The sequence below is a fragment of the Serratia sp. CY82433 genome, from assembly GCF_052166535.1.
GTDB lineage: Bacteria > Pseudomonadota > Gammaproteobacteria > Enterobacterales > Enterobacteriaceae > Serratia > Serratia sarumanii.
This window is the reverse complement of the sequence record NZ_JBJNOR010000001.1, coordinates 2,492,969-2,512,104: the sequence shown is the minus strand read 5'-3', so window position 1 is coordinate 2,512,104 and position 19,136 is coordinate 2,492,969. Positions and strand designations below refer to the sequence as shown.

Below are 19,136 nucleotides of genomic sequence, written 5' to 3'. Positions count from 1 at the left end.
AACTTTCAGAATAATGAACCTGCTGGCCGCAGCGGGGGTAAACGCGATGGATTGAAGAATGGCGTGGAAAAACAATTTATTACATTTCGATAACGCCGTTTTCACCTATTGATATGATTGATAAGTATTATCGTTTGCTTTATTGTTGACGGCTGCGCGCAGGCTGTCGCCGCGCGCTTTCCGGTTTACGGCGGACGCTTTCGCGCCGCTGTCATGATGGTTGTAACAGGTATCTTAACGAATGAGCGTATCCACCGATCCCATGACTGACGCCAAGGGGCAACCCAACGCCGGCGTGATGGGGCGTTATCAGCATATTCTTCGCCATCGCCTGTTGATGATGGGCGTGTTGGCACTGGCGATCCTGGGGTCGCTGCTGCTGGATTTCACCATGGGGCCGTCCGGGCTGTCGCTGTCGTCTTTATGGCAAACGCTGCTTGACCCCGCGGCGGCCGATGCCGGCACGCGGGTGATCGTCTGGGACATCCGCTTGCCTTACGCGCTGATGGCGGTGGTGGTGGGGTTTGCGCTCGGCCTGGCCGGGGCGGAAATGCAGACCATCCTGAATAACCCGCTGGCCAGCCCCTTTACCCTCGGCGTGTCTTCCGCCGCGGCCTTTGGCGCCGCGCTGGCGATCGTGCTCGGCATCGGCATTCCGGGCATTCCCGATCAGTGGTTCATCTCCGCCAACGCCTTTATCTTCGCGCTGTTCGCCGCGCTGATGCTCGACGGCATCACGCGCTGGACGCGGGTCGCCACCTCCGGCGTGGTGCTGTTCGGCATCGCGCTGGTGTTTACCTTCAACGCGCTGGTGTCGATGATGCAGTTCATCGCCAGTGAGGACACGCTGCAGGGGTTGGTGTTCTGGACCATGGGCAGCCTGGCGCGCGCCTCGTGGGACAAGCTGGGCATTCTGTTCGGCGTGTTCGCCGTGCTGCTGCCGCTGTCGATGATGAGCTCGTGGAAACTGACCGCGCTGCGCCTGGGTGAAGACCGGGCGGTGAGCTTCGGCATCGACGTGCGCCGTCTGCGGCTGACCACGCTGCTGCGCATCAGCATCCTTTCGGCGCTGGCGGTGGCGTTCGTCGGGCCGATCGGCTTTATCGGCCTGGTGGCGCCGCACATCGCCCGCATGATCTTCGGCGAAGATCACCGTTTCTATCTGCCGGCCAGCGCGCTGATTGGCGCGCTGGTGCTGTCGATGGCCTCGGTGGCGTCGAAAAATTTGGTGCCCGGGGTGATCATTCCGGTGGGCATCGTCACGTCGCTGGTCGGGGTGCCGTTCTTCCTGAGCATTATTCTGCGCCACCGGGGGAACGTATGAGCCAGGGCCTGCGAATAGAACACTTCTCGGCGGGCTACCCGAAGCGCCAGGTGATCGACGATCTCTCGGTGCCGATGCTGCCGCGCGGGCAAATCACCGTGCTGCTGGGGCCGAACGGCAGCGGCAAATCGACGCTGCTGCGCTCGCTGGCCGGGCTGAACCCGGCGCAGGGCAAGCTGTGGCTGGACGACGGCGATCTGATGCAGATGCCGTTCGCCCGTCGGGCGGAGAAAGTGGTGTATTTGCCGCAGTCGCTGCCCGCCGGGGTGCATCTGCACGTGCTGGAGTCGATCATCGTGGCGCAGCGCGCCTCGGGCGGCCGCAGCAACGCCGGCAGCGAAGCGGAAGTGATGGCTTTGCTGGAGCAATTGGGTATCGCCCACCTGGCGCTGAGCTATCTCGATCAGCTGTCCGGCGGCCAGAAACAGCTGGTGGGGTTGGCGCAGTCGCTGATCCGTCAGCCCTCGCTGCTGTTGCTGGATGAGCCGCTGAGCGCGCTCGATCTCAACTATCAATTCCACGTGATGGATTTGGTGCGCCGCGAAACCCGCAAGCGCAACATCGTGACGGTGGTGGTGGTGCACGACATCAACATCGCGCTGCGCCACGGCGACCACGTGCTGATGCTGCAGGATGGCGATCTGATCGCCGACGGCGCGCCGGATCAGGTGATTACGCCGCAGAGCCTGGCGCGGGTCTACGGCGTGCGCGGGCGTATCGAGCGCTGTTCGCAGGGCACGCCGCAGGTGCTGATAGACGGTCTGGTGAACCAGCCGACGATTTAATCCAAGAAAAAGCCCGGCATCGCCGGGCTTTCTTTATCGTGCTGCGTGGTTCAGCGCCTCGCTCACGCGTTCGACGACGTGCTGGGCGGTGACAATGCCGCCGGACAGATACACCTCGGCCGCCGGCAGGTAAACCACCTGGCCTTTTTTCACCGCCGTGGTTTTCTTCAGCGCGGTGCCGGTGAGGATCTTCTGCGGCGCCACCGCGTTCGGCCGCCCGGTCGCGGCGTCTCTGTCGATGACGAACAGCCAGTCAGGATTCAGTTTGGCCACCTGCTCAGGCGTCAGCTTGTTGCCGCGCACGTCTTTTTCGTCGGACTGCAGCGCAGACGCGAAGCCGAGGGCGTCATAGACGAAGCTGAAACGGCTCTTGGGGGCGTAGGCGCTGATCTTGCCGCCGGAGAACAGCACCACCAGCCCGCGCCCGGCCTGAGCGGCCTGCGGTTTGACCGCCGCGATCTGCGCATCCAGCTTATCGACCGCCGCCTGCGCCTGTTGCTGCTTATCGAACAGCTCGCCCAGCTGCAGCGTGCGCTGTTTCAGGCTGCCCAGCTGATCCTGCGGATCGACGGACATGTTCAGCGTCGGCGCCAGCGCGTTCAGCTCGTCATAGGCTTTGGACGCCCGGCCGGCGATCAGGATCAGATCCGGCTTGGCGGCGCGCAGCACGGCCATATCCGGCTCGAACAGGGTGCCGGCATTGAGGTATTTGTCGTCCTGATAGCGCTTCAGGCTATCCGGCAAGTTCTTGCGGTTGCCGGGCAGCGCCAGCGGCTCGACGCCCAGCAGCTGCAGCGTTTCCAGCGAGGCGTAATCCAGCACCACGATGCGCTGCGGGTGCTTGTTCACCTCGGTGCTGCCGTTCAGGTGCTGGACGTTGACGGTGGCCGGGGTTGCGGCTACCGGCGTAGCGGTTTTGCTGTGGCAACCCGCCAGCGCCATCGCGGCCAGCAGGGCGATCATCAGGGGGGAGCGGCGTAATCTCATGGGGCTTCCTCACGGTGATGGAATGAAAAGGGCGCGCAGCGCGCGCCCGGGGGCATCAGAAGTTATAGGTCATGCCGACGGTGTAACGGCGGCCGTCCAGCGTGGTGTTGTAGTGGTCGTAATCCACGGTCTTGTCGAGGATGTTGTAGACCCCGCCGGTCAGCTGCAGGTTTTTCGCCGCCTGGTAGCTCAGGCCCGCATCGACGAAGGTGTAGGACGGCGTGCTCTTGGCCATTGAGGTACGGCTCAGATACTCAGACGTTTTGCTGCGGAAATTGACGCGCGACCATAGGCTGAGGTCCTGCGTGGCGCGCCAATCCAGCACGGTGTTAACCATGTGCTTCGGCATCTGGTTGAGCGCCTTGCCCTGGAACTCGCCGCTCTTCTGCTCGGAAGCGGTGTAGGTGTAGTTGGTGTTCCACTTCCAGTCTTTGTTGATCTGCCAGCCGAAGGTGGCTTCCACGCCGCGCATGTTGGCTTTGTCGACGTTGACGCGATCGCTGATAAAGTCGTAGGACGTGCCGCCGATGGTGCAATCCGGCGTGTCTTCGCAGCGGCGTACTTCGGTGATCTTGTTCTTGAAGTCGGTGTTGAAGACGGTCACGCCGGCGTTGATGCCTTTCAGGCTATCCCACATCAGGCCGATCTCTTCGCTCAGGCTCTTCTCCGGCTGCAGATCCGGGTTGCCGACGATGATGCCTTTACGCACGCCGCCGCCGGTGACCTGGCCCCAGTTAGGAGAGGATTGGCGCAGGTCCGGCGATTTGTAACCGGCGGAGACGCCGCCTTTCAGCGTCCACTGTTCGGTCAGGTGCCAGACGCCGTACATGCGCGGCGTCCAGTGGCTGCCGAAGTTTTCGTCCTGATCCATGCGGATGCCGGTTGTCAGACTGAAGTCGTTGGTCAGCGCCCATTCGTCTTCAGCGAACAATGCCCAGCTCCAGCGCGTCAGCTTGCTGAGACCTTGAGCCGATTCAAGCTGGTTACCGCCGTCGCCCAGTTTTTCATAGCGGTATTGGCCGCCGAGGTTCAGCATGTGGGAACCCAGTTCGAACTGGTTCTGGGTGTTGAAGATGGTGTTGTACATCTTCATGTTACGGCCTGGGTTATTGGTCTCTTCCCGCTGCACGTAGCTGGTGGAGTTGCCGAAGTCATAATAGCCATTGTGGGTCAGCGCGTAGTTGGTGCGCGTATACAGGCTTTCGCTGCGGGACGTCGGCGAGCATTTGCCTTTGCTGCAGCGCTCCGCCACCACCGATTTGCCCGGCGTGCTGTTGCGATCTTGCAGCGAACGGCCGATTTCGAAGTCGAATTCGTTTTTCTCGTCCGGCGTCAGGGTGAACACCGCGGTGCCGCTGCGCATGCGCTGTTCGTTGTAACCGTTGACGATTTTATCTTCCGCGCGGCGCGACAGCAGGCCGTTGACCCGCAGGCCGAGCAGCCCTTCAACCAGCGGGCCGGAGGCGTAGGCGTTGGTCTGGAACAGATCGCCGGAATCGCGGTTTTCCTGAATGGTGGCGTCGCCGTGCAGCGAGCCTTTCCACTCGGTGCGGGAGGTCTTGCGAGTGATGACGTTGATCACGCCGCCCATGGCGTCGGAGCCGTACAGCGAAGACATCGGCCCGCGCACCACTTCGATGCGCTCGATGGCTTCCATCGGCGGCAGCCAGCCCTGTTCGATGCCGGCGTTGTCGCTGTTCGGACGGGTGCCGCGGGTGTCGACGCGCTTGCCGTCCACCAGGATCAGGGTGTACTTGGAGGACATGCCGCGGATGCTGATGTCACTGCTGCTGGCGCCGCCGGTGATCACCACGCCCGGCACGTCTTTCAGCGCGTCGGTCACGTCGCGATAGGCCTTGTCTTCGATCTGCTGGCGCGGGATCACCGAGATGGAAGCGGCGGAGTCCTGAATTTTTTGCTGGAAGCCGGAGGCGGTGACGACCATGGTGTCCTGAGTGTCGTCCTGCGGCGCGGCCAGCGCGGCGGTGGCGCTGAGTGAGGCGATCACCAGAGCGGCGAGCTTGCTGTAACGTGGCGTTTCCATGAGGTAAACCTTTCCTGGATTGAAGTGAAAGTAATTAACCAATTGAATTTCTAATGAAATTGTTCGTCTTTCGCTGAGAAATGCTTAGCTTCGTCAACGTTGCGTGAGGCTATTGTAAGGATTTTTTTCTGAATGTAAACGCTAATGATAATCCATATCATTTGTATGCTGGTTTTGCTGGCGGGAAAGGTTAACCGGATGAATTAAAGGGAAAAGCGGCGCAGCGGGCGTGCGCCGGGGAGGATCAGCGTTTTTGGATGTAGGTGATGGCCAGCGCCAGCGCCAGCACCAGGCCTTTGATAATGTCCATGGCGTAGTAGGGCACCGACAGCATCACCAGCCCGTTTTGCAGCACGCCGAGGATCACCGCGCCGATCAGAGTGCCGAGCGCATTAGGTTTGCCGGCCCCGGCCAGCGAGAAGCCGATATAGGCCGCCGCCACCGCGTCCATCAGATAGCCGCCGCCGGCGTTGACCTGCGAAGAGCCGATACGTGACGCCAGCAAGATGCCGCCAAGCGCCGCCAGCCAAGAGGAAATGACATAAGCGGCAACCCTGTAACGCACGGTGCGGATGCCCGAAAGGCGCGCCGCCTCGGGGTTGCCGCCGATGGCATACATGCGGCGGCCATGCTTGGTCAACGACAGGAACAGCTGCACCGCCACGGTGACCGCCAGCATGATCAGCACGATCACCGGCACCTGGCCGAGGGCGGAAAACACCTCCGGAATCAGGCCTTCCGCCATGTCGCCATTCGGCAGCACCATGTTTTGGGTGATGGATCCGCCGTAGCTGTAGGTCATCGCCACGCCCTGGATCACGAACAGGCTGGCCAGCGTCGCCAGCATATCGGGAATTCTGAACACCACGATCAGCAGGGCGTTGAACAGGCCGACCAGCGTGCACAGCAGCAGCGTCACCACGATGGCGCCGGTGGTGCCGAACCCGTGCCAGACGAACAGCGAAATTACCAGCGCGTTGGCCAGCGAGGCGGTCGAGCCGACCGACAGATCGAAACCGCCGACCGACAGCGAGATAGAGACGCCGATGGCGATCACCGTCACGATGGCGATCGAACGCAGGATATTGATGATGTTGTTGGCATCGAGGAAGTTGTCCGACGCCAGGCCGAACAGGGCGATCAGCGCCGCCACGGTCAGCAGCATGCCCCATTTGTAGAGGAAATCGAACAGCTGTTGGCGCCAGGGCAGCGCAGGCCGCAGGGCTAATTCTTTACTCACGCAGGGGTTCCTCCGGTGGAATAGAGCAATAAGGTTTCTTCGTCGATGTCGGCGGCGTTCAACTCCGCCACGATGCGGCCGTCCCACAGCACGCAGATGCGATCGCACAGGCCAACCAGTTCGGCGAACTCGCCGGAGGCGTAAACCACGCCCTTGCCGGCGCGCGCCAGGCCGTCGATCAGGCTGAACAGCTCCTGCTTGGCCTTGATGTCCACGCCCTTGGTCGGTTCATCGAAGATCAGCACCTCGGCGTCGCCGCGCAGCCATTTGCCGATCGCCACTTTTTGTTGATTGCCGCCGGACAGGCGCGCCAGCCGCTGTTGCGGGCCGGAGGCGCGAATGTTCAGGCGTTGCATGATCTCGCGCGCCCAGCGCAGCTCTTGTCGCCGGCTGAACAGGCTCCAGCGCGAGAAGCTGTCGTCGGCGCTGACGCTCAGGTTCATCGGGATCGCCTCATCGATGAAAATGCCTTCTTTGCGGCGTTCCTCCGGCACCAGCGCCAATCCTTGTTCGACCGAGAGGTGCGGCGCGCGCGGCGCCCAGGGCTGCCCGCGCAGTTCGCCGCGCTCAAGCTGCACGGCGCTGGCGCCGAACAGCGCTTTGCACAGCTCGGTTTTGCCGGCTCCCGCCAGCCCGGCGATGCCCAGAATTTCGCCTTCATGCAGCCGCAGCGAAACGTCGCGCAGCTTGTGGCGATCGCGCAAGCCTTGCACCTGCAGCAGCGTTCGCTCGGCGTGCGGCGGGCGCGGCGGCGGGAAAATATCGTCCAGCCGATGGCCGAGCATCTTCTCGACGATCTGTTCGCCGCTCAGCCCGCGCATGGCGTCTTCGCTGACGCGACGGCCGTCGCGCAGCACCGTCAGCCGATCGCAAATGTCGCTCAGTTCGTGGATGCGGTGGGAAATAAATACGATGCCGATGCCTTCGGATTGCAGGCGGCGCACCACGTTAAACAGGCGCTCGCTCTCGGCGCGGTCGAGCGGGGCGGTCGGTTCGTCGAGCACCAGAAAACGGCAGCGGTGCGACAGCGCGCGCGCCAGCAGCACCTGCTGTTTTTCCGCCAGCGTGCAGTCCGCCAGCCGCCTGCGCGGGTTGAGCGGCAGCGCCCATTGCTGCAGCAGCTGCGCGGCGCGGCGGTGCAGTTCCGCCCAGTTCAGCCAGTGGCCCGGTTCGTTCAGCCAGTCCAGCATGATGTTTTCCGCCACCGACAGCGTGGGGATCAGCGCGACGTCGACCTCTTGCTGCACCACGTGAATGCCGTGGCGGCGCGCCTGCAGCGGGGAGTGGATCGCCACCGCCTGGCCGTCGATCAGGATCTCGCCGCGATAATGATCGTGGGCGCCGGAGAGGATCGCCATCAGCGTCGACTTGCCCGCGCCGTTGGCGCCGACCAGCGCGTGGATTGAGCCGCCCTGCAGCGTGAAGTCCACGTCCTGCAGCGCATTGAAGCCGGCGAAGGCGATCGAGATATTGCGCATCTCGAGGCGTGAAGGCGTTGCGGTTGACATAGGGTATTAAGGCCGTTTAGATGTTTAGATGGCTGTTATGCTCTGTTGTAACACAGATTACGCCGTTGGCAACCAACAAAATGGCATAACGGCGGTGGAAAACGCGTTGGCGGGTAGGGGCGCAACCCGCGTCAGGCTGCGCCGGTGCGAGAAGCGCTCAGAAGGTGGTGGGGGTGTGTGCGCTGACGATGCGGCAGATGCGCGCCGCGGTATTGCTGAAGCTGTGCGGAATGCCGGTGTTGATGGCGTAACTCTGGCCGGCGGTCAGGCAGTAGCTCTGGCCGTTGATGGTCAGCACGATCTCGCCCTCCAGCAGGGTGCCGATCTCTTCGCCCTGGTGCTTGATCTTTTCACCGGTGGTGGTGCCGGGCTGGTAGGTTTCCAGCATCATCGCCAGGTTACGCGTCGGGCTGCCGTTGTGCACCAGCTTCATCGACACCCCCTGGCTGCCGATCTCAATTAGATCCTCGGCGTCGATCACCACGCGCGGCTCGTCGACGGCTTCCGGTTCGGCAAAGAATTCAGACAGCGACAGGCCATACACCTTCAGCAGCTTTTGCAGCGTGCTGATGGCCGGGCTGACCTTGTCCTGTTCGATGGTGCTGATCGCACTGTGGGTTAACCCGGACAGTTCGGCGACCCGGCGCTGCGACAAACCCAATTGCTGACGGATCTGCGACAGGCGTTTGCCCGGTGCCAAGCTGGCTTCGCTCATAGCGGTACTTCCTTCTGGTAGGGGCGACAGGCAGACATGAATATCGCTATCGGGCGCCTGTCTGGGCGATAACGATGTTGCATGATATCGGTAGTTAGGGCAGGTTTGGAAAATATATTGCCCATGTTCACTCTCGGTGCGTTGGACGAAATAGTTGACGTAAAAATGGCGGCAAGGCCTTTTCGGTCAATATTTTATCAATTTAGCAGCCGGCGGCGAATAATCAAACAGGATTGTAACATTTGCAAACCTATTCTGTTAAGACTATGTTTCATGGTGTGGATGTTATTTTGAGCGCCCGGCAGCGGCGCAGCCTGGCGAGAAATCCAATCATGTTTTGAATCGAACGGCGGACGGGCGCCAACGCGCCTTAAGAGCATAATGGCGGGTGACGTATGCAAACCAATAGCGCAGCAGTTGAACATTTTGCACAGCATCATGAAGAGAGGCGAAGTAGCGCGTTCCAAAATGAGGTTGCTCATTATTTGGAACGCCATCCCGCCACGCAGTATGTCGATATCCTTCTCACCGATCTCAATGGTTCCTTCCGCGGCAAACGCATACCCGTCTCAGGGTTGAAAAAACTGGAAAAAGGCAGCTACTTCCCCGCGTCGGTGTTCGCCATGGACATCCTCGGCAACGTGGTGGAGGAGACCGGCCTTGGGCAAGAGCTCGGCGAGCCGGACCGCATTTGCCTGCCGGTACCCGGCTCGCTGACGCCGTCGGCCGCCGATCCGCAGCATATCGGCCAGGTGCTGCTGACCATGCTGGATGAAGATGGCACTCCCTTTGACGTTGAACCCCGCAATGTGTTGAACCGCGTGTGGCAGGCGCTGCGACAGCGCGGCTTGTTCCCGGTGGCAGCGGTAGAGCTGGAGTTTTATCTCATCGATCGGCAGCGCGATGCGGAGGGCGATTTGCAGCCGCCGTGCGCGCCCGGCACCCAGGAGCGCAACACCCAAAGCCAGGTGTACTCCGTCGATAACCTGAACCATTTCGCCGAGGTGCTGAACGACATCGACGCGCTGGCGAAGCTGCAGGGGCTGCCGGCGGACGGCGCGGTGGCGGAGGCGTCGCCGGGGCAGTTCGAGGTCAACCTGCGTCATACCGACGATATCTTGCTGGCCTGCGACCACGCGCTGGCGCTGAAGCGGCTGGTGCGGCTGGTGGCCGAGAACCACGACATGCACGCCACCTTTATGGCCAAGCCCTACGAGGATCATGCCGGCAGCGGCATGCACGTGCATGTCAGCATGCAGGACGGCGCGGGCAACAACCTGTTCGCCGACGACGAAGGCGAGGATTCGCCACTGCTGAAACAGGCGCTGGCCGGGATGATCACCCTGATGCCGGCGTCAATGGCGCTGCTGGCGCCGAACGTCAACGCCTACCGGCGTTTCCAGCCTGGGATGTATGTGCCGATCCAGGCCGCCTGGGGCCACAACAACCGCACCGTGGCGCTGCGCATTCCCTGCGGCGAAGCGGAGAACCATCGGGTGGAGTATCGCGTGGCCGGCGCCGACGCCAATCCATATCTGGTGATGGCGGCGATCCTGGCCGGCATGCTGTACGGGCTGGACAACGCGCTGCCGCTGCCTGAGCCGGTGACCGGCAACGGGCTGGAGCAGGAGGGGCTGCCGCTGCCGATCCGCCAGAGCGACGCGCTGTACGAGTTTGAGCATCAGCACGCGCTGACCCACTATCTGGGCGAGCGTTTCACCCAGGTTTATCACGCCTGCAAGACCGACGAACTGCTGCAGTTCGAGCGGCGGGTGACGGAAACCGAGATTGACTGGATGTTGAAAAATGCCTGAATGGGCGTATAAAGTAAGAGGTATGTGCGGCCGACCGGCCTGCCGGTAGTGGATTAATTCGCCTGCCGGGCCGGTTTTCCGCTCGATCGACAAAAAGAATTTGTATTTGAGGGCTTCCGGATCTTGTCATCCGGAGGCATTCTGGTGCAAAATATCTCAAATGCAGATAGCCGACGTTTTAACGCGTCGGTTATTTTTTTTTGCATTAAGTTTTACCAACGTAGCGTTTCATACACCAAGCGAGGCCGGACACCGATCCGGATAGATAAATAGTTTCGTGCACGATCAAACAAAACTTTATGGTCGTGACTCATGAGGATTAGAAAGATGGGGCAATTTTTCACTTTAGCACCGGTGCCCGCCGGTTTCCGCTGTGGCCGCAGCGACTATGGAGCAGCCGAGGTTACCTCGACCCGTTATCCAGCTTACAATCCCCTTCTTTTAGAATTAAGTCGCTCGTTGCGAAGTTTCCCCGCAACCTTAAGTCTTGGCGTGTCCGCCATCCGCAAGGCTCAAGGTAAGGGGGGGCTGAACAATGTCCGATAACACCCTCAACGCCGCTCCGGCTCAGCGCACTCAGCTGCGTAAAACCCTGACTTTGGTTCCGGTAGTGATGATGGGCCTGGCTTATCTGCAGCCAATGACCATCTTCGATACCTTCGGCATCGTATCCGGCCTGACCGATGGTCACGTCGCGACCGCGTACGCCTTCGCTCTGCTGGCGATCCTGTTTACCGCCCTGAGCTACGGCAAACTGGTGAAGAAGTTTCCTTCCGCCGGTTCCGCCTACACTTACGCCCAGAAAGCCATCAGCCCGCACGTCGGCTTTATGGTGGGCTGGTCATCGCTGCTGGACTACCTGTTCATGCCGATGATCAACATTTTGCTGGCCAAGATTTACCTGGAAGCGATCTTCCCGGGCGTTCCGTCCTGGATTTTCGTGGCGGTGCTGGTCGGCTTGATGACGATTTTCAACCTGCGCGGCATCAAGCTGGTGGCTAACCTGAACTCCATCATCGTGGTGGTGCAGGTGGCGATCATGATCGTGTTCCTCGGCCTGGTGATCAACGGCGTTTACCACGGCGAAGGCGCCGGTACGCTGGTCAGCAGCCGCCCATTCTGGTCCGATAACGCGCACGTGGTGCCGATGATTACCGGCGCGACCATCCTGTGCTTCTCGTTCCTGGGCTTCGACGGCATCAGCTCGCTGTCTGAAGAGACCAAAGACGCGGAAAAAGTGATCCCGAAAGCCATCTTCCTGACGGCGCTGATCGGCGGCATCATCTTTATCGTGGTGTCTTACTTCGTGCAGCTGTACTTCCCGGACATCTCGCGCTTCAAGGATCCTGACGCGTCGCAGCCTGAAATCATGCTGTACGTGGCGGGCAAATTCTTCCAGTCGGTGATCCTGGTGTTCTCCTGCGTGACGGTATTGGCGTCAGGCATGGCGGCGCACGCGGGCGTTTCGCGTCTGATGTACGTGATGGGCCGCGACGGCGTGTTCCCGACTCGTTTCTTCGGCTATGTACATCCGAAGTGGCGTACCCCGGCGCTGAACGTGCTGCTGGTTGGCGCCATCGCGCTGTCCGCCGTGTCGTTTGACCTGGTGACCGCGACCGCGCTGATCAACTTCGGTGCGCTGGTGGCCTTCACCTTCGTCAACCTGTCGGTGATCTCGCAGTTCTATATTCGCGATAAGATGAACCGCACCGTGAAAGACACGTTCAACTACCTGATCCTGCCGGTGCTGGGCGCATTGACCGTCGGCGCGCTGTGGATCAACCTGGAAGCCAGCTCGATGACGCTGGGCCTGGTCTGGGCGGCCATCGGTCTGATCTACCTGGCCTTCGTCACCCGCAGCTTCCGTCTGCCGGTGCCGCAAGCGAGCGAAGACGCCGCCTAAGCGCGAGCCGTCTCCTCAGCCACAAAAAAGGCCGCATTTGCGGCCTTTTCCTTTTCTGCTTGCTGCGGGTTTACCCCACCAACTCTTTGCCGTAATCGAACAGCGCTTTCAGCAGGGCGGTTTTCTCTTTGTCGCCTTCGTGCAGGTTATACAGCGATTCGAGCTGCAGCAGGTAACTCTGCACGCGCTCCGCGCTCAGCGCTTCCTGGCGGTGCTGCAGCCAGCGGCGCTGTTCGGCATCGTCCAGCGTATTCGGGTAGTTGCGCGCGCGGAAGCGGAACAGCAGCTCTTTCATGCGGCCGTCGCTGAAGGCCAGATCCAGCGCCGGCAGGTTCTGCGGCTTGGTCTGCTGGATAATCCTCATCGCCGCCTTGTCGGCGTCGCTGAAGAAGCCGTCATACAGCCGGGCGTCGACGTCGTCGGAGCCTTTGAACGGCTCGGCTTCGGCGAACAGCGCCACCACTTTCTCGCGCACTTCCGGGTGCTGTTTCAGCAGCTGCAGGTTTTGCAGGCAGGCCTGGCGATCGATGCCCAGCCGCTCGGCGTTCTCCGGCAGCAGGGTTTTGGCCGGCGCCAGCACCGGGCATTTGTTGATGTGCACCAGCTTGATCGGCACCGGCGCCTGATCCGGCGCCAGGTCGTCGCGGCGGGTGTACAGCCGTTCACGCAGCTGCTCGGCGCTCAGCGTCAGCAACGGCGTCATGTCGCCGGCGAGATCGCACATGATCACCGCGTTTTTGTTGTCCGGGTGCCAGGCCAACGGCGACACCCAGCTGGTGTTGCCGCGCGCCGCGCCAAACATGCCGGAGACGTGCACCAGCGGCGTCATTTCGGCGACGTCGATCAGGGCGTTCAGCTTGTGCTTGTTGCGGTGCTGCAACAGGAAATCGAACAGCCGCGGCTGCGCCTGCTTGACCAGCTTGGCCATGGCGATGGTGGCGTAAACGTCCGACATTGCGTCGTGAGCCTGCGTGTGTTCGACGCCGTTGGCGCGCGTGAGATGCTCCAGGCGGAAGCTGGGGAAGCCGTCTTCGTTTTCCGGCCAGACGATGCCGTCCGGGCGCAGGGCGTAGCAGGCGCGCATCACATCCAGCAGATCCCAGCGCGAGTTGCCGTTTTGCCAGCTGTAGGCATAGGGATCGTAGAAGTTGCGATAGAAGATATTGCGGCTCACTTCGTCATCGAAACGGATGTTGTTGTAACCGAGAATGCAGGTGCCGGCCACGCTGAAGGCCTGGTGGATTTGGCGGGTGAATTCGGCTTCGTTAACGCCTTTGGCGCGCGCCACCTGCGGCGTGATGCCGGTGATCATCACCGCCTCGGGTTCCGGCAGGTAGTCGTCGGCCGGGGCGCAGTAGATGACCAGCGGCTCTTCGATAATGTTGAAATCCATATCGGTGCGCACGCCGGCAAACTGCGCCGGGCGGTCCAGCGACGGGCTTTTGCCGAAGGTTTCGTAATCGTGAATATAAAATGTGGCCGTTGCCTTGCTGCTCAAAATCGCGTCTCTTCAGTGGCGGATACAATATGTTCCTATTGTAACGGCGTAGGGAGCGATGCCAAGCGACGGTTAGCGAAATGCGCGCAATTACGCACGGCGATAGTAATCCAGCCGTTGATGAAAGTAGGGGAGCAGGTGGTCGGGGATCTGTCGTTCCGTTTCCGCCTGGGTCGAGGCGATGCCGTAGCGCTCATTGTAGATCACGCTGATGGCCAGCAAATCGGTTTCTATTTTTTCGCGTTGTGCCTGCGGTAAGCTATCCAGCTTTCGAGCCATCGTTATCTCCCTGTTAACCTTAGGGCATAATAGGATCGTTAGCGGGTCTTGTCCCTACCCATTCCGGGGGGCGCTTGATGCCTGTGAGCTGGGTTGCGTGCAAGGGGGCTGGCTGTGGCGAGCGGCGAGCTCGCTCTCCGGGTGGTGAGCCTGGAAGCGATCCGCCCGGTTATACAGCGAACAGGCGCCGTTTATCACCGCCCCCCAAAACAGGGCGCACAGCAGCAAAACCCCCAACCAGATTTTTTGGTTATAGGTCATAAGTCCTCCACGGACGATAAGAGAAATAACATTGACCGCTAAATTAAATCAGGCGCTACATCAATGGTATTTAAACGGCAGAGATTAATCATAAAATAGATGAGATTCTTTTGTTACTAAATCCACGCTGGATGTATCAAAAGATTCCTTAAGATAATATTAAGAGAAGTGATTTCTGGCGCCGTAATTCTATTTAATATTTGTTTAAATACCCGCAGATACAATCTCCCACATTCAATGCCAATGTGGATGACAATTATGAAAACGCTACTGTTGACCGGCGCTACCGGCTTTTTGGGTGGTGCAGTTCTCGAGAAATTATTGATTGAAAATCAGTCTGTTAATTATCTTTTGTTGGTGCGCGCCGACGATGCGCAACAAGGGCTGGCCCGTATTCGCGCGAATATGGAAAAATTTAATATCGACGCGAGCCTGCTGTCTAAAATTACGATAGAAAATATATTGTTGGGCGACCTTTCCGAGCCGGCCAACTTTTTAACTGACGCACGTATTAACAAAGTCACGCACGTTATTAACTGCGCGGCCGTTGCTTCATTTGGTAATAACCCGCTCATTTGGAAGGTAAACGTAGAAGGCACTCTGGCCTTTGCCGAAAGAATGGCGCAGGTGCCGGGATTAAAACGTTTCCTGCACGTTGGTACCGCCATGTCCTGTTCGCCGGAGCCGGGTTCGCTGGTGGCGGAGAGCGGCGAGTTTGAGGAAGACGCCGAGCATCTGGTGGAATACACCCGTTCCAAATCCACCATCGAACAGCTGATGCGCCAGCGCTGCCCGCAACTGCCCCTGACCATCGCTCGTCCGTCGATCGTGGTGGGGCACACCCGCCTGGGCTGCCAGCCTTCCAGCAGCATTTTCTGGGTGTTCGGCATGGCGCTGATGCTGCGCAAATTCATGTGCTCGCTGCAGGACAATATCGATGTGATCCCGGCGGACTACTGCGCGGATGCGCTGGTGATGCTGATGAACAGCGAAACGTTGGAGAACGACGTTTATCACATCTCCGCCGGTGAGGAGAGCAGCGTCAGCTTTGCCGAAATCGACCGCGCCATGGCGGCGGCGCTGGAAAAGGCGCCGGTGGGCGATGAGTATGCGCAGGTGACGTATGACGCGCTGGTGAAAATGCGCCGCCAGCTGAAAGACATTTTCGGCCCGTGCAACGAACGGCTGATGCTGAAAGCGATGCGCCTGTATGGATCGTTCGCCATGCTCAATGTGCGTTTCAGCAACGAGAAGATCCTCAAGCTGGGCATGCCGAAACCGCCGCGCTTCACCGACTACATCGCCGGCTGCGTGCAGTCGACCCGCGGGCTGTCTATCCAGCAGCAGATGGTGGTGGACTTCAAATAACCGCCGGGCGCAACGGGCGCCCGAGGTTGCTCCGCTACCAGGACGAAGAGGACCAGAAGACGCGGCCGAGCACCACCAGTTGCTCCTTGCGCTGCTGGTAGCTGAGATGCTCGTCCTGGTACTCTTCCCGGTTGAGGGAGCGGATGACGACGCCGCCGTCCGGCTGCTCGATCAGCACCTTCACCCGCAGCAAATTGCCGTGGCGGATGGCGTAGGTCTTGCCTTCGCGGATGCGCGTATCGTCGGTGTTGATGCCGACCACGTCGCCGTCCTGCAGACGCGGTTCCATGCTGGAGCCGGAGATGCGGATAATGCGCGCGGCGTTGACCGCCACCCCCATCTTGTGCAGGTAGTAACGGCGGAAGATCAGCGAAAACTCCTCGCGATCGACGATTTCGTAGCAGCCGTCGCCGGCGGAAAAATCGATATCCAGCAGCGGGATCTCCACAAACTCTTCCTTGTCTTGTTCGGTATCTTCCCATACCACCGGTTTCAAACGGGCGGGCTGGAAGTCCGACTCCGCTGCCACGTTGTCAAACGGGCGTACCAGCTGCTTTTCGTGAAACACGTCGAACCAGCCCTTGGGCAAATTCAGCCGGGCCTCGATCCGCCTGGCCAGATTGTCGCCAAGATTGCGGGAGGATTTTTCCCCGATGATTTGGCTCAGCGTCGGCGCGGAAGACTCAACCAGCGTGGCGAATTCATTCTGGTTGACGCCTTGCCGGGCGTAGCGGGCCATCAATTCGCGCAGATTGTTGCGCCTGATTTCTTTAGTTTCCATCGTGCCATGATCGCACTCTTTAGCAAAAAGGTAAATAACGGTTTTGCTAAAAAACGCTTGCGCATAATTTAGCAATTAGCTAAAACAAAAAGGGTGAGCCAAAGGTTCACCTGTGCGGGGCGGCCTGTCATGATGAGGGGCCGCTCAGTGAAATCAAGCGAGAGAGGGACTTTACGATGTACAAGATTGATTACAATAGCTACCGATCGGTCGCCAGCTTCGGCCACCGCGTGCGTTTTCTGGTGCTGCACTACACGGCGCAAAACTTCGCCGACTCGGTGAAGTCGTTGACCGGAAAATCGGTCAGCGCACACTATCTGGTGCCGGATCCGACCGAAGCCACCTATCAGGCCGCCGGCTTCAGCGGCGTGCGCATTTTCAACCTGGTGGATGAGAACGAGCGCGCCTGGCATGCCGGCGCCAGCCAGTGGGGCACCCGCAGCAATATCAACGACACCTCGATCGGCATCGAGATCGTCAACCTGGCGAGCGGCGACGGTGGAAACATCACCTTCCCGCCGTTCAACCCGCAGCAGATCGAGGCGGTCACCCAGCTGGCGCAGAACATCCTGCAGCGTTATCCGGACATCTCGCCGGTGAACGTGGTGGCGCACTCCGACATCGCGCCGGGCCGCAAGAGCGATCCGGGCCCGCAGTTCCCGTGGCAGCAGCTGTATCAGGCCGGCGTCGGCGCCTGGTATGACGAAGCGACCAAGCAGCAGCGCCAGCAGGAATACTGCCGCCAGGGCCTGCCGGCGCAGGCCGAGCTGCTGAAACTGTTCGCCCAATACGGCTACGATACCTCGGCGGCCAATACCGCAGAAGGCTATCGCCAGCTGGTGCGCGCGTTCCAGCTGCACTTCCGCCAGCAGAAGTATGACGGCGTGATGGATGTCGAAACCGCCGCCGCTCTGCGCGCGTTGGTCGACAAGTACGCCGCCTGAGCCTGACCGCGAATGGGGGACGCCTCATTCGCCTTTTCCTTGCCGGGTTTCCTCCGCTAAAATAGCGGCCTGGCTGGCCTTTATCGGAGGCATCGTGCGCCTCGATCGAAAAATCTCTTCCCTTGAATTGCTGACCTATCGGCACTATCGCATCGTTCACGGCGTGCGCATTGGGTTGGCGTTTATCCTGACCTTTCTGCTGATCCGCTTGCTGGCGGTGCCCGAAGGCACCTGGCCGCTGATCACCCTGGTGGTGGTGATGGGGCCGATCTCGTTTTGGGGTAACGTGCTGCAGCGGGCGCTGCAACGCATTGCCGGCACGGTGTTCGGCGCCGCTTCCGGTTTGATCGCCCTGTATCTGGAACTTTATTCGCTGCCGCTGATGCTGGCTTGGTGCGGCGTGGTGATGTTCGTCTGCGGCTACCTGACGCTGGGCAAACGGCCGTATATGGCGCTGCTGGTGGGGATCACGCTGGCGGTGGTGTGTGGCGCGGGCGCCGGCGACATGCATACCGCGCTGTGGCGCAGCGGCGACGTGATCTTCGGCTCGCTGCTGGCGCTGCTGTTCACCAGCATCTACCCACAGCGCGCCTATATTCTGTGGCGCATGCAGATGGCGGACTGCCTGCAAACCGCCGCCCGCCTCTACGGCGCGTATTTTTCGCCGAACGTCATTGAGCGGCCGCGGCTGGAGCCGCAGCTCAAGGATCTGTTGAATCAGGTGGTGAAGCTGCGCAGCCTGATCGTGCCCGCCAGTAAGGAAACCCGCATCCCCAAAGCGGTGTTCGAGGCGGTGCAAACCCTCAGCCGCAATCTGGTATGCACGCTGGAGCTGATGGCCGACGCCTACTGGGCCTCGCGTGAAACGCACTTCATCATGTTGAACGCCCGCACGCTGCGCAGCACCCAACTGCTGACGCTGAGCTCGCTGGAATCGCTGGCGGTGCTGATGCGCGAAGGGCCGCAGGAACAGCGGCAGGCGGCGGCGGGGCAGCTGGCGGAGATCGCCGGCGAGCTGAAAACGTTGATGCAGGAGGTGAGCCTCGGCCAGCACGGCGAAGCGCCGATTTACGGCTATGTCTGGCTCAGCATGGAGCTGGCGCAGCAGTTGGAAGAGCTGGGGGATCTGCTCCTGGTCTGCACCGCCGCCGGGCGCGAATAAGGGGTCAGATCATGAAGGCGGCGCTTTGGGTTTTGGCCGCCGGGGCAAAGTGGGTAAGATAAGGCAATCACTGTTGTGCCGGACCGCCACAAACCTGTATCTTGGTGCCATGTGGCCGTAAGCAAATGAATCTGTGTATTACTAAAGCAAGGGTATAAAGATGGATAATGCAAATAAGCCGAGTTTCCAGGACGTGCTGGAGTTTGTGCGTATGTTCCGCCGCAAAAACAAACTGCAACGCGAGATCGTCGACAACGAAAAGAAAATTCGTGATAACCAGAAGCGCGTGCTGCTGCTCGACAACCTGAGTGAGTACATCAAGCCCGGCATGAGCATTGAAGACATTCAGGGCATCATCGCCAACATGCGCAGCGACTACGAAGATCGCGTTGATGACTACATCATCAAAAATGCCGATCTGTCCAAAGAACGCCGCGAGCTGTCCAAAAAGCTGAAAGCGATGGGCGAAGTGAAGTAACCCGCTTTAGCGGGCCGGGCGTCCTGCCTGGCCCGCATCCTTATC

17 protein-coding genes are annotated in these 19,136 nt (G+C 60.3%); 8 read left to right on the top strand and 9 right to left on the bottom strand.

What is annotated here, in order from left to right; genetic code table 11:
• Positions 1-241: 241 nt before the first annotated feature.
• On the top strand, positions 242-1,324 hold the full coding sequence (locus ACJ8PI_RS12205; protein ID WP_031300718.1) for a FecCD family ABC transporter permease: 1,083 nt from the start codon (positions 242-244) through the stop codon (positions 1,322-1,324).
• Positions 1,321-2,109: an ABC transporter ATP-binding protein gene (locus ACJ8PI_RS12200; RefSeq protein WP_033647994.1), complete on the top strand. Its 789-nt coding sequence runs from the start codon at positions 1,321-1,323 to the stop codon at positions 2,107-2,109. The genes ACJ8PI_RS12205 and ACJ8PI_RS12200 overlap by 4 nt, the downstream gene beginning before the upstream one ends.
• 33 nt (positions 2,110-2,142) lie before the next feature.
• On the opposite strand, the gene ACJ8PI_RS12195 is transcribed toward ACJ8PI_RS12200, so the two are convergent.
• The 6 genes from ACJ8PI_RS12195 to ACJ8PI_RS12170 all read right to left on the bottom strand — a co-directional run bounded on the left by ACJ8PI_RS12195 (position 2,143) and on the right by ACJ8PI_RS12170 (position 9,085).
• Entirely contained in the window at positions 2,143-3,096 is a 954-nt protein-coding gene (locus ACJ8PI_RS12195; RefSeq protein WP_164134535.1) for a siderophore ABC transporter substrate-binding protein, read from the bottom strand.
• A gap of 55 nt (positions 3,097-3,151) precedes the next feature.
• Positions 3,152-5,140: a ligand-gated channel protein gene (locus tag ACJ8PI_RS12190; RefSeq protein ID WP_164134536.1), complete on the bottom strand. Its 1,989-nt coding sequence runs from the start codon at positions 5,138-5,140 to the stop codon at positions 3,152-3,154.
• Positions 5,141-5,384: 244 nt separating this feature from the next.
• On the bottom strand, positions 5,385-6,380 hold the full coding sequence (locus ACJ8PI_RS12185; RefSeq protein WP_033648150.1) for an ABC transporter permease: 996 nt from the start codon (positions 6,378-6,380) through the stop codon (positions 5,385-5,387).
• A complete protein-coding gene (locus ACJ8PI_RS12180) occupies positions 6,377-7,888 on the bottom strand; it encodes a sugar ABC transporter ATP-binding protein (RefSeq protein ID WP_033647991.1) in 1,512 nt (503 codons plus the stop codon). Before ACJ8PI_RS12180 ends, ACJ8PI_RS12185 begins: the two co-directional genes overlap by 4 nt.
• Before the next feature lie 157 nt (positions 7,889-8,045).
• Positions 8,046-8,603, bottom strand: a complete 558-nt coding sequence (puuR, locus tag ACJ8PI_RS12175) for an HTH-type transcriptional regulator PuuR (protein WP_164134537.1) — start codon at positions 8,601-8,603, stop codon at positions 8,046-8,048.
• Between the two features lie 197 nt (positions 8,604-8,800).
• Complete coding sequence (locus ACJ8PI_RS12170) at positions 8,801-9,085, bottom strand: hypothetical protein (RefSeq protein ID WP_164134478.1); 285 nt, start codon at positions 9,083-9,085, stop codon at positions 8,801-8,803.
• On the opposite strand from ACJ8PI_RS12170, the gene ACJ8PI_RS12165 reads away from it, so the two are divergent.
• Together ACJ8PI_RS12165 and ACJ8PI_RS12160 are read left to right on the top strand one after the other, a co-directional pair.
• Positions 8,999-10,417, top strand: coding sequence for a glutamine synthetase family protein (locus tag ACJ8PI_RS12165; RefSeq protein ID WP_048321810.1), 1,419 nt, complete (start codon positions 8,999-9,001; stop codon positions 10,415-10,417). The genes ACJ8PI_RS12170 and ACJ8PI_RS12165 overlap by 87 nt on opposite strands.
• A gap of 535 nt (positions 10,418-10,952) precedes the next feature.
• On the top strand, positions 10,953-12,320 hold the full coding sequence (locus ACJ8PI_RS12160) for an APC family permease (RefSeq protein ID WP_033647989.1): 1,368 nt from the start codon (positions 10,953-10,955) through the stop codon (positions 12,318-12,320).
• A gap of 70 nt (positions 12,321-12,390) precedes the next feature.
• On the opposite strand, the gene sbcB is transcribed toward ACJ8PI_RS12160, so the two are convergent.
• Together sbcB and ACJ8PI_RS12150 are read right to left on the bottom strand one after the other, a co-directional pair.
• Positions 12,391-13,818: an exodeoxyribonuclease I gene (gene sbcB / locus ACJ8PI_RS12155; protein ID WP_033635248.1), complete on the bottom strand. Its 1,428-nt coding sequence runs from the start codon at positions 13,816-13,818 to the stop codon at positions 12,391-12,393.
• Positions 13,819-13,908: 90 nt separating this feature from the next.
• Positions 13,909-14,097: a DNA polymerase III subunit theta gene (locus ACJ8PI_RS12150; RefSeq protein WP_033635247.1), complete on the bottom strand. Its 189-nt coding sequence runs from the start codon at positions 14,095-14,097 to the stop codon at positions 13,909-13,911.
• A 519-nt stretch (positions 14,098-14,616) separates the two neighbouring features.
• Here ACJ8PI_RS12150 and ACJ8PI_RS12145 point away from each other — a divergent pair.
• Entirely contained in the window at positions 14,617-15,726 is a 1,110-nt protein-coding gene (locus tag ACJ8PI_RS12145; RefSeq protein WP_164134538.1) for an SDR family oxidoreductase, read from the top strand.
• Positions 15,727-15,760: 34 nt separating this feature from the next.
• Here the strand turns inward: ACJ8PI_RS12145 and ACJ8PI_RS12140 are convergent, their stop codons facing one another.
• The gene (locus ACJ8PI_RS12140) at positions 15,761-16,507 is read right to left on the bottom strand and encodes a S24 family peptidase (protein ID WP_004935623.1); all 747 of its coding nucleotides are present in this window, start codon (positions 16,505-16,507) and stop codon (positions 15,761-15,763) included.
• A 176-nt stretch (positions 16,508-16,683) separates the two neighbouring features.
• On the opposite strand from ACJ8PI_RS12140, the gene ACJ8PI_RS12135 reads away from it, so the two are divergent.
• The 3 genes from ACJ8PI_RS12135 (at position 16,684) to tmaR (ending at position 19,091) form a co-directional block, all read left to right on the top strand.
• On the top strand, positions 16,684-17,451 hold the full coding sequence (locus tag ACJ8PI_RS12135) for an N-acetylmuramoyl-L-alanine amidase (protein WP_033647986.1): 768 nt from the start codon (positions 16,684-16,686) through the stop codon (positions 17,449-17,451).
• Between the two features lie 94 nt (positions 17,452-17,545).
• Positions 17,546-18,613: an FUSC family protein gene (locus tag ACJ8PI_RS12130; protein ID WP_033647985.1), complete on the top strand. Its 1,068-nt coding sequence runs from the start codon at positions 17,546-17,548 to the stop codon at positions 18,611-18,613.
• A gap of 160 nt (positions 18,614-18,773) precedes the next feature.
• Positions 18,774-19,091, top strand: a complete 318-nt coding sequence (gene tmaR, locus ACJ8PI_RS12125; RefSeq protein ID WP_004935612.1) for a PTS system regulator TmaR — start codon at positions 18,774-18,776, stop codon at positions 19,089-19,091.
• The last annotated feature ends 45 nt before the right edge of the window (positions 19,092-19,136 follow it).